The following is a 16268-nucleotide window of genomic DNA, read 5'->3' on the forward strand; positions in this document are numbered from 1 at the left end:
GCCTGTGCGGACTTGTAGGGTGTGCCTCATGTCCGGGAATCCCGATTTCGCACCGCGCTATTTCCGCATCGAGCAGGAGCTGCGCGCCCTCATCGCCAAGTCCCGGCCACACGACCCGCTGCCGTCCGAGCCCGAACTCGCCCGCGAACACAGCGTCAGCCGGATGACCGCCCGCGCCGCCGTCACCCAGCTCGTCAACGACGGGCTCGTCTACCGCGCCCCCGGCCGTGGCACCTTCGTCGCCGTGCCCAGTGGTCCCCGCCGCGCCGACCACCTGATCCGGCTCAGCGAGGAGATCCGTAAGCAGGGCAAACGACCATGGGCCAAGGTGCTGGTCGCCCAGCTCCGGCCACCGACCGCGATCGAGGCGACCCGGCTCCGGCTCCGCAAGGGCGACGTCTACGCCATCCACCGCGTCCGGTTCGCCGACGACGAGCCGATCGCGTTCGAACGCGCCATGTACCCCGGCACCATCGCCGGGCTCCTCGACCACGACCTGTCGAAATCGGTCCACGAGGCCCTGGTCACCCTCGGGCACACGCCCGTCCGCGGGACGTCGACGATCGGCGCCCAGTCCGCGACCGAGGAGGACGCCCGGGAACTCGGCGTGCCGGTCGGGTCGGCGCTGTTGGTCGAGGAACGGTTGATCCTCGACCAGCAGGAACGGCCGCTCGAAATGAGCGAGTCACGCTACGCCGGAAGCCGGTACCGGCTGGACGTCGCGTTCGGCGTCGAGCCGCTGATTCAATGATCTCCCCGGAGCTGGTTCAGCAGATGTAGCGGGGCCGCCGCGATGTCCGCGGCTTCCAGCGCGTCCCAGTAGGCCGCCGCCCGCTCCGCATCCACCGGCCCGGTCACCAACGGTAGTCCCGGCATCGTCGCGTGCAGTAACGACTCCAGCTGACAAGACGCGATCGAACCCGGCAACTGAGCGTTCACCGCGGGCAGTCCCTCCGCCGGAATCCGGCGCGTGTCACCGCAGTCGAGAAGACCACCCCCGACGATGAGGACGTCCCCCCGCTCCCGCATCCGGGTCAGCGCCCGCCCGGTGTCGAAACAGTGTGGGAACGAGTCGTCGATCAGAATCGTGCCCGGTTTCAGCCGATCCACGTCCAGAGTGTTCGGCCCGCCACTGGTAGCGGCCACGATGACATCCGCCCGATAGACCGCGGCCGGCCCGTCCGTGGCCGTCTCCACCGGCATGTCCAGCGTCGCGGCCAGGTCCTTCAGCCGCCCCGCCGCCGACGGCAGATCACACAGGATCAGCCCCGCCGGCGGTTCCGGCGCCCGAGCCAGCAGCAGACTCAGCGACGAGTCGCCGATCGACCCGACCCCCAGCACCGCCACCACACAATCCCGCAGCTCACGGCCTTGGGCGGCCAACGCGGCGAAGGTGGTCCGCACGACCGACGCGGCGGTCACCGCATGACCGGTGGTCAGATCAACTTCCTTGCGGCGGTACGGGGTGAGCGCCGCCCCGTATCCCGTCAAAGCCGGAATCATCCCCGCCAGCGAAACCGTCCGGGCCCCGAGACCAGCAGCCAGATCAACACCGCCCGCGGCCACCTCGGCAAGCCCCGTATGCCCCAGCTCATCAGCGAACCGAGGCACCGCCACAAACCCCGACCGCCCCAACGGCGTCTCCACCGTCTCCAGCAGCCGAGCCCCGCCATCGGGGAAGATCGCCGCCCGCAGACTCTCCCGATCCAGCCCCACCAGCATCGCCCTGATCTCCACCGGCAGCCCGCCGGCCAGCGCCCCCCAATGCGCCGGAGCCGGCAGATACCCGACAAGAGCCGAATCCAGCGCCGCATCTGAGTCCAGCGCCGTCCCACGACCGGCGCGCGCGCCAACGCCCTTTCCCTGACCGATTCTTCGGTTCATATCATTGTTGATGGCGATGGCCAGCCGATCCAACGTCTCTTTGGCAAGACGACCGCGCAGTGTCAGGCGCAGCCCTCCTCCCGCAACCGGCCGAACCGCGAGCAGCACCTCGGTGCCCGGCGGAACCGCCAACTCCGCATCCATGTCATCCCAGGCCAACGACAAGGTCCTACCCGGCGCAGGCGCACCGAATTCGAGGTGGGTGAAGAAGTACTGCCAGCCTTGGGGCGCAGTGAACGACCGATTCCGCGCCTCATCAACAGCAGCCGCCACCTCAGCCAGACCCACTCCTCGCACGCACTCGCCGCCCGCAACCTCCGCGACCGCGATCTCCGCGCCCACCACCTCCGCGTCCGTCGTTCGCCGTGCCGTCGCTTCTTTGACCTGGACCGCTACCGCAGTGGCACACGGGCCGAAAATTCGGGTCATGTCCGTCAATGCGTGGTCACGGCCAGTCACCGCGACCCCGATCACCGGGTCGGGCCGGCCGATCACCTGCACCAGCGCCTGCCGGTAGGCCGCGAGTACCGGCACGAACGGTGTCACACCAGCGTCGACGGCCAGCTTTCGCAGTGCGGCGACATTCCGTTCGGTGACGGTGACACCGGCCGTCGCGATCTCGCCTCCGGTGACCAGCGGGCCGCCGTCATGGGGTGCCACTTCCGGCCGGATCGTCGCCAGCAGGGACACGTAGTCGCGGAACGTGGACCGCAACACGGGCAGCGTCTCCCCGTCGTAGACGGCCAGCAGTTCCCGCATCAGCAGCGCGACGCTGTACCCGTCTCCCACCAGGTGATGCGCGTGCACGACGAGCACGTGATCGGACGGGCCGTACCGGAGAAGCCGCAACCGGACCAGCGGCCACTCCGCCGAGTCGAACCGATGCTCACGCTCGGCGGACAACTCCTCGTCCAGCGGCCGGGGCGTCTCCAGGTAGCCGACGGTCAACCGGGCCGCCGCGATCTCCCGCTGTACCGGCGGCCTCGCATCGCGGGGGAAGACGGTACGCAGCATCGCATGCCGTTCGACCAGCACATCGACCGCTCGTTGGAACCGTTCCAGCTCCAGCGGTCCACTCAAGCGTGGCGCCGCGAGCCAGGTCGAAGGCGCCCCGACTGCATCGGCCAGCAGGAAGCCACGCTGCGTGAGACTGACCGGGTATTCCCCACTGGCCACTCCGCCCTCGACTTCCCCACCACTGTCCCCGCCGCTGACGGCTTCGGCGGTGAAGGTGTCGATCGCGGTGGCCAGTTCGGCGAGGGTGCGGTTTCGATACAGGACCGTGGGGCGGGGCAGTGCTGTCCGGTGTTCCGCCAGGCTGGCGAAGAGTTCGAGAACCCCGATCGAGTCTCCACCCAGCGCGAAGAAGTCATCCCCACGACTGACCTGCTCGACCTCCAGCTGTCGTTTCCACAGGTCGGCGAGCAACTGCTCGGTCGCGGTAGCGGGCTCGACCTGCGTGGACAGCGCGGACTTCGGGGATGGTGCGGGTTTCGGGGACAGCGCGGACAGGGCTGCCCGGTCGATTTTGCCGGCTGCGGTCAGGGGTAGGCCGGTGACGATTTCGAGGCGGCCGGGGATCAGGTAGTCGGGGAGCAGAGTTCGCAGGTGGGTTCGCAAAGTCGGGCGGTCGGCCGACGACGACTGCACCCAGGCCACCAGGCGGCCGTCCACCACTTGGACAGCGGCTCGGTCCACTGACGGAATCTGGCGCAGGACCGCTTCCACCTCGGCCGGCTCGACCCGGTAGCCGTGCAGTTTCACCTGGTCGTCGACTCGGCCCCGGAACCACAGCAAGCCGTCGGCGTCACGGTGCGCCAGGTCGCCGCTGCGGTACCAGCGCTTGTCCCCACGTACGACAAAAGCCATTGCGGTCTGCTCTTGATCGTCGAGGTAACCGTCAGCCAGGCCGAGGCCGCCGATGTGGATCTCCCCGTCGGTGGCGGGCTGTCCGTCGGGGCCGATCACCTCGACCGTCGCGCCGCCGATGGGGCGCCCGATCGGCAGCCGGATGGCGTCGTCGGCCGGGCGGGTGTCGATGAGGTGCCAGGTGGCGTTGATGGTGGTCTCGGTCGGGCCGTAAAGGTTGGTGATCCGCTGACCAGGGCCGAGCAGGTCGAACCAGCGCCGTACGTGGGCGGGCGACAATTCCTCACCGCCGACGTGCACCCACCGTAGCCGGGACAGGTCGGCCCGGGTCTTCTCGGCCGCGGTGAGCAGGCGTTCCCACAGCGTGGGCACGGAACTCCACACCGTGACACGGTCGCGTTCAAGGCGCTGGGCGAGCAGTTCCGGATCGCGAACGGTGTCCCGGTCCCAGGCCACGACGGTGGCTCCGGCCAGCAGCGGGGCGAGAATCTGCCGCACCGAGGCGTCGAAACAGATCGACGCGGTCTGCGCGAGCCGGTCCCCCGACCGGTAACCGAAGGTGGTGATCGCCCAGTCCAGGTAGTTGATCATGGAACGGTGCGTGACGGCGACACCCTTCGGCCGACCGGTCGAACCCGAGGTGAAGATGACGTACGCCGTATCGTCCAGCTCGACCCGCACCACCGGAACCCCGGCGACCTCCCCCGGCCCCACCTCGGTGCCAGCGGCCACCAGAACCTCACCGTTGGCCGGCAGCGCCCCATCGCCGGCCAACGGAACCTCGCTGGCGGCCCGCCAGGTATCGCCATCGATCAGCGGAAGTCCGATCGCCTTCGCGGCGGTGCGGCTTCCCGCATCGCAGAGCACGACTCCCGCTCCGGCGCGTTCGAGTTGGCTCGCCAGGCGGGCCGGTGGGTGCGAGACGTCCATCGGGACCCAACCCGCGCCCGCCTTGAGAATGCCGACGAGCCCGATGACGGTGTCCGCGCCGGGGCCGGTGAGCAGGCCGACCCGCCGTTCCCCGGTGGCCGCGAGACGGACCGCGAGACGGTCGGATCGGACATCCAGCTCACGGTAGGTGAGCGGCCAGCCGTCGCTGAGGACTGCTATCGCGTCCGGCGTGCGCCGGCACTGTTCCCGAATCCGCTCCACGACACCGACCGATCCCGGACCCACGACAACGGCCGGTCTCGACTCGACGCCCGATCCCGGCGCCGCGGCCGGTCTCGGTTCCGCGGCCGGTCTCGACTGCGCGGCCGGTCTCGACTCGGCCGGTGGTGCGGTTGTCAGGGCGTTGATCTCGGCCAAGTGGTCCTCGGCCAGGCGGGCCACGGTTGCCGGACTGAACAGGTGCTCCGGGTAGTTCCAGGAGAAGTGGAGGGTGTCGTGGGCCTCGAAACACACCAGGCCCAGCCGGGTCGCGGCTGAGGCGGTTCCGGCGGTCGTGGCCCGGACGTTCGCGGCGGTCGTGCCGGTCCCGGGGAAACGGGCGAAGCTGAAACCAGCCGGGCTCGCGGTTCGGGGGCCGGTGCCCGCGGCGGCGAGCATACGGGCCAGGTCGACGGTCGAGACCGAGTCGTGCTGTTCGGCGGCGAGCCAGCGGTCGCGCAACCGGGCCGCGAGTGCGGTCACGGACTCGCCCGGTCGCACGTCGGCGAGCACCGGCAGCGTGTCGGCGAACGGCCCGACCATCCGCTCGACTCCCGGCACCCGTGCGGCCCGTCCCGCCCGGGCCACCGACACCGGCACGGCGTCCTGCCCACTCCACCGCGCCAGGCATCGGGCATAAACTGCTAAAAGCACATGAAAAACCGAGACTTCAGCGGTACGTGCGACAGCGGTCAACTTCCGGGTGGTTCCCTCGTCCAGAACCTTCTGTCGTACCGCGTACGGCCCTCGCGGTTCCGCTCCGGCATCTCCGTCGAAGGGCAGAGCCAGCCGCGGCCAGCCGTCCAGAACCCGCTGCCAGTGATCCAGATCGGACACCACGGGCGCGCTCCGCCGAGCTTCGTGATCGGCGAACGTGGCCACCGGCGCGGCACCCGGTTCCGCCCCTCGGTAGAGCGCCCACAGCTCGTCCCCGAGTACCGCAAGACTGAACCCGTCAGCAACCGCATGATGCACGACCACGATCAGATCCGCTCCAGCGAGCACGGCCCGAACAGGCGCCTCCCGCCCCAGATCAAACGGCCGATTCCGCACCTCAGCATCGATCACCTCGACCGGCCGCCTCGGCTCCTCAACGCTGAACCAGGCGGGCCACGAGATGACCGGATCCGCTGGTAGGAAGCGCTGGCCGTCCGGCCCGAAACGCACCCGGAGCATCGGATGACGCCGTTCCAGTTCGGCGAACGCCCAGCCCAGCCGAACCGTATCGACCGGACCGTTCAGGGTCTGCCGCACGTAGGCGTAGGCCGGAACCTCCGGATAGAGCCGTCCCGTCGTGACGAACGCCCGCTGCACCGGACTGAACGGGAACGTCCCCGGACCGGCAAGATGACTCGTGAGTTCAGCGATGGTCCGGTGTTCGAAGAACAGGGTGGTGGACAGCGTCCGTCCCAGCCGGGTCTCCAACTCTTTGACCAGGTCGACAGCGGTGAGCGAGTCCAGCCCCAGCGCCAGGAACGGTTCGTCCACCCCGATGCTCTCCGGCGCCCTCTCCAACGGCCCGGCCAGCATCTCCCGAACCACCGCAACCAGCGAGTCCCGACCCCACCCGCCGCCATCCGGCCGGTCAAGCTCCTCGGCCGGCGTCGTCATCGGCCGGGATGGCGGGTGGTTGGCCGGCCTGGCCGGGGCGTTCACCAGCACCTGGGGCACGCCGAGGGCGACCGCTGCCCACAGGATCTCCGGGACTCGTTCGATCGGCAGGCCCTCGCCGGCGACGGTGTGGGCGGCGGCGAGACCACCGCCGGTCAGCGCGGGAAGGTTGACCGCCACGAACGGGTGGCCGGCGGACTGTTCGGCCGCGGCGAGACTGTCCAGGTGAAGGTTCCCGGCGACGTAGTCACCGACCGCCCCGGCCAGGCCCGGCAGCACGGACGAGACCGAGGACAGGGCCACGACCAGCGGAATCACCGAACCGTCGGCCGCGTGCCGGGCCGTCAGCGCCCGGATCAGCAGCTTCGTCCCGCGGACTTTGGCGGCCAGTCCGGCGGTCACGTCGTCCGGGGTCTTCGCCCGCAGACTGCCCGGCCGGACCACCCCGGCCGCCTGCACCACCACGTCGAAACGCCGCCCGGCGAGCAGGCAGTCGACCTGTTCCGGCACTGTCACGTCGGCGACCACGTACTCCGCGGTGGCCCCGGATCTGCGCAACTCGGCCAGCAGGGCCGCCTGTTCAGCGGAACGTCCGGTCAACACCAACTGGGGACGCCCGCGGCGGGCCAGGTCACGGGCGATCTCGGTGCCGACCGCTCCGGCTCCGCCGATGATCAGATAGCTGCCGTCAGCCGGAAGCACAAACGACCGGGCGCCCCCACCCGGCCCGGCGGCTGCCGCCATCGATCCAGCACCTCCGGGACTTCCGGCGCTTCCGGCACCTCCAGCGTCCCTGGTGCTTCCGGGACTTCCGGCACCTCTGGCACTTGCGGCGGGGACGAACTCCCTGGTCAACCTCCGCCCGCCGCGCCACGCGACGATCTCGGCAGGGCCGGCGGCCGGTGGCGCCGCGCGCTCGTGGGCGATGGCGGCCCGTCGCTGTTGTTTCGAATCCGCTGAACCGAGGTCGACGATTCGGACGCCCGCGGCCCGGTTCTCGTCAGCGAACGCCATCGCCAGACCGGCCCATACCGCGTGCCGGGGGTGGGCGCTTCCGATGCCGGTGGCGTACAGATCTCGGGTGACCAGCAGAAGGCGGCCGTTCCTCGGCACCTCGGTGATCGCGGCCAGCGCCGCCGCCACACCGCCCTTGCCCGCGATCACCACCGTCGCCGGCTCACCCTCACCAATGGCCGCGGGCCGTGGAACTGCCGAGTGGCTGACGGACGCAGGTGGGGCTTCGGTCCAAGCGGGAACGAGAAGGGCATGGCCGGGATCAGCGGGCGCGGCCGGATCGGTGATCCAGTAGTGGCTGCGCTGGAACGGGTAGGTCGGGACCTCCACCCGGCGAGTGCCACTGTCCAGATGGGTGCGGTCCAGCGGGACACCCCTCTCCCACAACGTACCGGCGGCGGCCAGGAGATCCGCCGGAGTGGGGGCGGGGCAGAGGACATTCGTTCCCCGTACGAGATGAGAAAGAGTGACCGCCGCGCCCACCTCGACCATCGCGTCGAAACCGGCCTCCTGCAGACGGGCGACCGCCGCCGCGAAACGGACCGGGCGCACCGCCTGCGCCGCGAGATAGGTGCCGTCGAGACTCGCCAGCCAGTCGCCGGTCATGGTGCTGAGCAGCGGAATCGTCCCCGCCCGGAGAACAGGAGCGAGATGGGCCAGATGTGCGGCGACAGGTTCCATGGCCGGTGAGTGGAAGGCGTGCGAGACCGCCAGGCGCCGGGTGACCACACCAGCGGCCGCCAACTGCTCCTCGGCCCGGTCGATTGCCTCCCGGCTGCCCGCCAGGACCACCCGTCTCGCCGAGTTCTCCGCGGCGACGACCACACCGGACCAGGACGTCGCCACGATCTCCGGGCCGGCCTCCACGCCGATCTCCGGGCCGGATCTGGGCGGTCGGCTCTCGCCCAGCAGTCTGGTCACCTCGGTGGTGGAGGCGGCTACCGCGAGCATCGCCCCTGGTCCGGCGAGTTCAGCGGTCAGGTGGCCGCGTTGTTTCGCCAGCAGTACGGCCTCGACCGCGGTCAGGTGGCCGGCGGACACGGCGGCGGCCAGTTCGCCGAGGCTGTGGCCGGTGACCGCGGCCGGGCGGATGCCGTAGGCGGCGAGCTGCGCGGCCAGCGCCACCCCGAAGGCGACAACCAACGGCTGGGTCACCTCGGTACGGGCCAGATCCTCCATGGACACTGCGGGGTCGGTGCACCAGTCGACCAGGGTTCGGCCGGCGATGACTCCGGCCGCCGCCGAGACCTCATCTAGTGTCGCCCGGAAGACGGAAGCGTTCCGATAGAGCTCCGTGCCCTGTCCGGGACGCTGCGTGCCCTGTCCCCCGAACAGGAACGCCACCCGTGCGGGCCGGCCCATCGGCGGCCCCGGTTCGACCGCCGCCAACTGCGACGGGAGATCATTCCCGGTCACCAGCGCCACCCGGTACGGCCCGTCGTCCCGCGCCGTCGACACGGTCGCGCACACGTCCGCCGTCCGTAGCCGCGGGTACGCCCGCAGGTGATCGGCCAGTTCACGGGCAGCCGCATGCAGAGCCCCGGCTGAACGAGCCGAAAGAGTCAGTAGACGCGGCTCCTCCTCAGCGCGGCTGGCACTGAACCCGGACGCGGACTCAGGCTCGGGCGCTGCGAAAGCGGGTGGGGAGGCGACGGGTGGATCGACGGATGCGGCGATAGGTGGGGCGGAGAGGATCACGTGGGCGTTGGTGCCGCCGAAGCCGAAGCCGTTGACACCAGCCGTGTGTGGGGCCGGCCAGGGGCGATGTTCGGTGACCACCTCGAAGCCGGCCGCGGTCAGGTCGAAGCGGGGGGACGGGCGGTCGTGGTGCAACGACGGCGGTAACCGGCGGTGGTGCAGGGACAGGATCACCTTCACCAAGGCGGGGAGACCGGCCACGTTGAGCAGGTGACCGATGTTCGTCTTGACCGAGCCCAGCAGGCGGGGACGGCCGTCGGCGCGGGGCGGGAAGGCGTGCGCCAGGGAACGGGCCTCGATCGGGTCACCGACCGCGGTACCGGTGCCGTGCGCTTCCACATAGGTGACCTCGGCGGGGTCCACGCCACTGTCGCGGTAGGCGTCGGCGATCACCTGTTGCTGGAGCAGCGGGTTCGGGGCCATCAGGCTCAGGGAGCGGCCGTCGTTGTTGACCGCGCTGCCCCGTACCACCGCCAGGATCCGGTCGTCGCCCGCGTCGGCGAGCCTTGTCAGCACCAGGGCCGCGCCGCCCTCACCGGGGACGAAACCGTCGGCGCCGGCCGCGAACGCCCGGCATCGACCGGTCGGGGACAGGGCCTGGGCCTGGGACAACAGGGTCTCGCCGGTAGCGGTCAGGTTCAGGTTGACGCCGCCGACCACGGCGACGTCACAGTCTCCCGCCTCCAGACTGCGGCGGGCCAGATGCAGCGCCACCAGCGCCGACGAGCAGGCGGTGTCGACAGCGAGAGCCGGACCGTGCAGATCCAGCAGGTGAGCGACCCGGGCAGCGATCAGGTTACGAAGCGTTCCGGTGAGCGCGTGCGCGCCGCCGCCACCGGCCAAGCCGGCCGGGCTGGATGCGGTCATGAGTTCGGGGTAGGCGCTCTCGCCTACCGCCGCGAAGACACCGATACGTCGGCCGTGCCGGCGGGGACCGGCGTATCCGGAACGTTCCAGGGCTTCGTGGGCCAACTCCAGGAAGATCCGGGCGTGCGGGTCGAGAAGACGGGCTTCTTCCTCGGCGATTCCGAAATATCCGGCATCGAACTGTGCGGGATCTGCGAGGAACGCACCCTGTCCCCCGCCGGCCCAACGGGTCACCGGAGTGACGCTGTCCCGGCCGGCCACCAGGTTGTCCCAGAACTCCTCAGGCGTGTCCGCCCCCGGAAAACGGCAGGCCATCCCGATGATCGCAAGCCCGTCAGGACCAGGCATAGAACCAGTAGACATAGGAGCAGCAGTCGTAGGACCGGCATGAGGACCGGCACCGGTTGTCAGGAGACGGTCGGCGAGGGCGGCTGGTGTGGCGCAGTCCCGGAGCATCGCGGGGTCGAAGGTTCGGCCGAAGCGGTCCTCCAGATCGGCCAGTACCTCCATCGCGCCCAGCGACGAACCGCCGATTGCCAGGAAACGATCGTCGGGGCCGATCGTCTCCGCCGGAATCCGGAGCACCCGCGCCCAGATCTCCCGGACGATGTGTTCCGTTTCGGTCCGCGACAGCGACGCCACCGGCCGGGGATGAGCGCGCCCCTGATCCGGCTCGGCGGACCGCGACCGCAGCGAACCGGAGACCGGCAGCGGCGCAGCGAGCGTGGATGTGGGCGGGGCCGACGCAGCAGATATGAGCGGGGTAGCCGCAACAGACTCGGGCGAGGGCCACGCAGGCCCGGGTGTGGTGAGGCGGTCGCGGAAGGGGTGGCGGCGTAGTTTGCCGCTGGTGGTTCGGGTGAACGTGCCGGAGGGGACCACCTCGATGTGGACCTGGTCGTAGGACAGGGCCTCGGCTACCCGGGAGCGGATCAGGGCGGTCAACGCCGATGGGTCGGGGCGAACTGCGGGGGCCGCCACGAAGACCGCCACCTGTTCGCGGCCGGATACCGGGTCGGGGGCGCCGACCACCGCGATCGGACCGGGTCTGAGGCCGGGGGTGGCGGCGGCCACTTCTTCCAGGTCGGCGGCGTGGAAGTTGCGGCCGTTCACGAACAGGACGTCCTTGTGGCGGCCGGTCACGCACAACCGGCCGGACCGGAGGAAGCCCAGGTCGCCGGTGCGGAGCCATGAGCCGTCGAACAGGTCGGCGGTGGCCTGCGGGGAACGGTGGTAGCCGCGGGTGACGTTCGGGCCGCGCAGTTGGATGTGCCCGACCAGGCCGTCCTCCAGGGGCAGGCCCTCGTCGTCGACGATCCGAAGTTCACAGCCGGGCACCGGATAGCCGACGTCCATGAACTCCACAGGCGAAACCGGAGACGAAGCCGAATGGCCGGCGGAAGAGGAGAGCGGCGAAGCAGCGAAGGCGGCGGGGACGGCGACTCCGCGGGCCAGGGCGGACCGGTGGAGGCGGACGGGGGTGGCGACCTCGCCCATCGGTGGGGAGGCGACCGCGACGGTGGCTTCGGCCAGGCCGTACACCGGCTGGACCGCGCCGGGGGACAGGCCCGCCCTGGTCATCCGGGTGGCGAAGGTGCGCCACACCGACGGGGAGATGGGTTCGGCGCCGACCATCAACAGGCGGACGCTGCTCAGATCCAGGGTGTCGAGGACTTCCTCCGGGACCCGGCGGTTGGTCAGGGCCAGGGCGAAGTTGGCCGCGGCCAGGACGGTGGCGCGGTGCTGGGCGGCGGTGCGCAGCCAGGTCTCGGGGCGTTTCGCGAACGTCAGGGGGCTGATCCGGATCTGGCGGCACAGGTTGTGCAGTGGGGTCAGGTGGGTGCCGATGAGGCCCATGTCGTGGAAGTACGGCATCCACGTCAGGAACACGTCGGCGGAGCTGACCTGGCCGCTGCGGGATGCCTGTGCCAGGTTGGCGAGCACGTTCGCGTGGGTCAGTTCGACACCTTGGGGAGTGCCGGTGCTGCCGGAGGAGAACTGCAGGAAGGCGAGGTCGTCCGGGCGTACCGCAACCGGGGTGTGCAGCGGCGACGCGGACCGCAGGTCGCGGGCGGACAGCAGGGTCGCGCCGGGCGTCGCGGTGTCACCGGCGAGGTGGGCGGCGTCCAGGTGGGTACGGACGGTGGCCAGGCGGTGGGGTTCCGGCGGCAGCGGAACCGGGACGATTCCGGCGACGATCGCGCCCCAGAAGAGGGCCAGGAAGTCGGCGCTGTCGTCGGTGACGATCATCAGGGTGGTACCGGGGGTGAGCCCGGCCGCGTGCAGGCCGCCGCCGACGCGGAGGGCGTCGGCATACAGTTCGGCATAACTGACGAAACGGTCGCCGGACGGGTCGGCGTGGATGACGCCCTGGCCTGGCGCTTCGGCGGCGGCTCGGGCCAGGGCATCGGTCAGCGTCATGATCAGGACCTTATCGGCGGGTGCAAACCTCAGTTTCCACCTGGCACGTCCGAACGGACAGACGTGCCGGATCAGATGTTCCTGCTGGCCAACCTGGTGATCATGGCGGCCTACGTGGCCGTGATGGTCTCGATCGTGGTGCCGCTGACCCGGGCGCGCCAGCTCTGGTCCAACAAACTCGCCACCGCGACAGCGATGATCTTCTTCAGTTGCGCGGTGGGGCACGGGTTCCACGCGGCGATGACCTTCCGGATGATGACGGCGCCACCGGACCATCACCTGTCCTCGCCGGGCTGGTCGTGGGGGTCGGCGCTGTGGGACGTGTGCACGGCGGCGGTCGGCGTCTACTACTGGAGCCTGCGGCGCGGTTACGGCGTGCTCATGCAGACCGGCGCCATGTACGTCGATCCGTGGGGTCAGCGGCGACTCGACGAGGCGGAGACCCGGGAGCAGGCCGCTCAGGAGATGGCCGCCGCGCACCAGGCCACCCTGGCCACGGTCGTCGCGGACAGTGCGGACGCGATCATCGGCGTCACCCCGCAGGGCGTGATCACCGCCTGGAACGGGGGCGCCGAACGGATCTTCGGGTACGCGGCGTCCGAGGTGCTGGCCGGGCCGGCCACGGTCCTCGCCGACGCGGACGGGGCGGGTCAGCAGACCGAGATGCTGGCGCGGATCCTGTCCGGCGAGGGGAGTTTCTCGTACGAGGGACGCCGTGTCCGTAAAGACGGCAGTCCGGTGGAGGTCGCGTTCACCGTGACGCCCGTGAAGGACCAGGCCGGCACGATGATAGGGGTGTCGGTGATCGGCCGGGACGTGACCGCGGCCAAGGAGACAGCCGAACGCGAGCGGATCGTGCAGGAACGCACCGACCAGGCCAAACGGATGGAGAGTCTGGGCAATCTGGCGGGTGGGGTGGCGCACGACTTCAACAACATCCTGGCGATCATCGCGAACTACACCGACTTCGTGATCGCCGAGACCCGCGACCAGCCGCATGTGCAGGCGGATCTGGAGCACGTGCGGACCGCCGTGGAACGCGCCACCAGCCTGACCCGGCAACTACTCACGTTCACCCGCGGCGACACCGTGCAGTTGCGTGACGTCGACCTGAACGCGGCTGTCGCCGAGGTGCACTCGGTGCTGGACAGGACGATCGGCGTGCACATCACGCTGATCGCGGTGCCGACGGCCGAGCCGCTGAGCATCCACGCCGACCCGGGGCAGATCCATCAGATCCTGCTCAACCTGGCGCTCAACGCGCGGGACGCGATGCCGGACGGCGGCACGCTGGTGCTGGAGGCGGGGCTGGCGGACGTCGACGGCCAGGAGCTGAACATGCAGCCGCCGCTGCCGGCCGGCCGTTACGCGCGCCTGTCGGTGAGCGACACCGGGGAGGGCATGTCACCCGAGGTCGCCGCCCGGATCTTCGAGCCTTTCTTCACCACCAAACCCCGGGGGCGGGGTACGGGCCTCGGGCTCGCGACCGTCTACGGCATCGTGACCGAGGCCGGTGGAAGCATCAACGTCTACTCCGATCTGGGGGTCGGCACCACGTTCCGGATCTATCTTCCGGTTTCCACCGGCAGTGTCGCCGCCCCGTCGCCGGTCCGGAAGGCGGAACCGCCGCGCGGGGCGGGCCGGATCGTGCTCGTGGTCGAGGACGAGGTGCCGCTGGCCCGGATCGTGGCCCGGATCCTGAACGACGCCGGCTATCTGGCGCTGACCGCGAACGACGGCGCCGAAGCGCTGCGGCTGTTCGAGACGCACGGCTGTGACCTGCTGCTCACCGATGTGATCATGCCGGAGGTGACCGGGCCGCGGCTGGCCGAGCTGACCCGGGCCCAGCGGCCGGGGCTGCCGGTGCTGTTCATGTCCGGCTACAGCAACGGGCTGCTCGGCACCACACACGTCCTGGACGAGGGGATCGCGTTCATCGAGAAACCGTTCACCGGGCGGGATCTGCTGCACAAGGTCGCTGACACTCTGCACCGCACGGACATGACAATCGTCATGGGTGATCGCTGACTGCGGTGACTGTCCGGATCATGGCCGCCGGCGAACCATTGAGGCATGAGCACGCAGACGATCGAAGTGGACGGCCTCCGCCAGCGGTACGGGGATTTCGAAGCGGTCCGGGGCATCGACTTCACGGTCCCGGCCGGTGGCCTGTTCGCCCTGCTCGGCACGAACGGGGCCGGCAAGACCACCACGATGGAGGTCCTGGAGGGATTCCGGCCGGCCGCCTCGGGCAGTGTCCGGTTGCTGGGTTCCGACCCGTACCGCGATCGCAAGGTCCTCCGCCCCCGTGTCGGGATCATGCTGCAGGAGAGCGGCCTGATCGGGGACCTGACCGCCGCCGAGACCGTCGATCTGTGGCGTGACCTGGCCACCGACCCGATCAGCCGGGACGAGGCCCTGGGCCTGGTCAACCTCGGCGACAAGTCGGGGGTGCAGGTCCGGCAGTTGTCCGGCGGGCAGAAACGCCGTCTCGACCTGGCGCTCGCGGTGGTCGGCCGGCCCGAGGTGCTGTTCCTGGACGAGCCCACCACCGGCATGGACCCGGAAGCCCGCCAGGCCACCTGGAAACTGATTCAGGACCTGGTCGCCGGTGGTACGACGGTGCTGCTCACCACGCATTACCTGGAGGAGGCGGAACGGCTCGCCGACCGGATCGCGATCATGCACCGGGGCGAGATCCGGATCGCCGGGACGGTGCCGGACGTGGTCGCCGGGCACGGTGACCGGCTCGCCTTCCGGGTGCCCGCGCACACCCCGATCGACACGCTCTCGTACCTGGACGGGCGGGCGCCCGAGATCACCGTCACCGAGGGCCTGCCCACCGCCCGCTACACCGTGACCGGTGGAGCCCCGGACGGCCGCGCCCATCGCGCGGTCGGCGAGCTGCTGTCCTGGGCGGCCGTGCAGAACGTCACCCTGGACCGGCTGTCGGTTCGCCCGGCCTCCCTCGAAGACGTGTTCCTGAGCATCGTGGAGGACAAGTGAAGACCGACCTGTCGCACATCTACCGGCTCGCGCGCCTCGACCTCACGCTGATCTTCCGGAACCGGTCGGCCCTCACCAACGCCGTCCTGATGCCGCTCGCGGTCGCCGCGTTCCTGGTCTACACCGCCAAGGACAGCGGCCAGGACAACGTCGCCTTCATCGTGACCGGCCAGATCGCCGCCCTGGTGGTCTTCGCGCCGCTGGTGAACCTGGCCGGGTTCTACACCAGCCGGCGTGAGGAGCTGGTCCTGAAACGGCTGCTCGGCGGGCCCGCGTCGGCGACCGCCATCCTCGGTGGCAGTGCGCTCGGCGCCATCGTCGTCTATCTGATCCAGGCCGTGGCGGTCGTCGTCGCGGCGGTCGTGCTCGGCGTCGGCCTGCCCGGTAACCCGCTGCTCGTCCTGGTCGCCGTCCTCGGCGGGGCGGCGGTCTTCGCGCTGCTGTCGATGGCGATCTCCGGGCTCAGTTCCAGTGGTGAGCTGGCGCAGCTGGCGACCGTTCCGGTGATGCTGATCTGCTTCGCCCTCTCCCCCGTCATCGTGCCGTCCGGAGCGCTCCCGGAACGACTCGAACAGATCGCCGCCTATCTGCCGCTGACCCCGATCGCGGACCTGGTCCGGGCCGGTTACGGCGACGCGCTCCACTGGCAGTCCCCGCTGGTCCTGGTCGCGTGGGCGGCGGTCGCGGCGGTGCTGGCCCGGCGGTTCTTCCGCTGGGATCCGCGGCGCGGCTGACGTTTAGGGTGGGAG

The 16268-nt window shown here is 70.3% G+C and carries 5 protein-coding genes; 4 read left to right on the plus strand and 1 reads right to left on the minus strand.

Annotated features, from left to right (window positions below):
• The first annotated feature begins 28 nt into the window (after positions 1-28).
• Positions 29-751, plus strand: coding sequence for a GntR family transcriptional regulator (locus tag BLU81_RS22460; RefSeq protein WP_092546472.1), 723 nt, complete (start codon positions 29-31; stop codon positions 749-751).
• Here the strand turns inward: BLU81_RS22460 and BLU81_RS22465 are convergent.
• Entirely contained in the window at positions 745-12513 is an 11769-nt protein-coding gene (locus tag BLU81_RS22465) for a hybrid non-ribosomal peptide synthetase/type I polyketide synthase (protein ID WP_092546473.1), read from the minus strand. The genes BLU81_RS22460 and BLU81_RS22465 overlap by 7 nt on opposite strands.
• Positions 12514-12576: 63 nt before the next feature.
• Between BLU81_RS22465 and BLU81_RS22470 the strand changes: the two genes are divergently transcribed.
• Genes BLU81_RS22470 through BLU81_RS22480 form a run of 3 tightly spaced genes read left to right on the plus strand, consistent with a single transcriptional unit; the run spans position 12577 to position 16253 of the window.
• Positions 12577-14541, plus strand: coding sequence for a PAS domain-containing sensor histidine kinase (locus BLU81_RS22470; RefSeq protein ID WP_231954701.1), 1965 nt, complete (start codon positions 12577-12579; stop codon positions 14539-14541).
• A 45-nt stretch (positions 14542-14586) separates the two neighbouring features.
• Positions 14587-15519 carry an ABC transporter ATP-binding protein gene (locus tag BLU81_RS22475; protein ID WP_092546474.1) on the plus strand — a complete coding sequence of 311 codons (933 nt, stop codon included), beginning with the start codon at positions 14587-14589 and terminating at the stop codon, positions 15517-15519.
• Positions 15516-16253: an ABC transporter permease gene (locus BLU81_RS22480; RefSeq protein ID WP_157751738.1), complete on the plus strand. Its 738-nt coding sequence runs from the start codon at positions 15516-15518 to the stop codon at positions 16251-16253. Before BLU81_RS22475 ends, BLU81_RS22480 begins: the two co-directional genes overlap by 4 nt.
• The last annotated feature ends 15 nt before the right edge of the window (positions 16254-16268 follow it).

The organism is Actinoplanes derwentensis (assembly GCF_900104725.1).
Classification (GTDB): domain Bacteria; phylum Actinomycetota; class Actinomycetes; order Mycobacteriales; family Micromonosporaceae; genus Actinoplanes; species Actinoplanes derwentensis.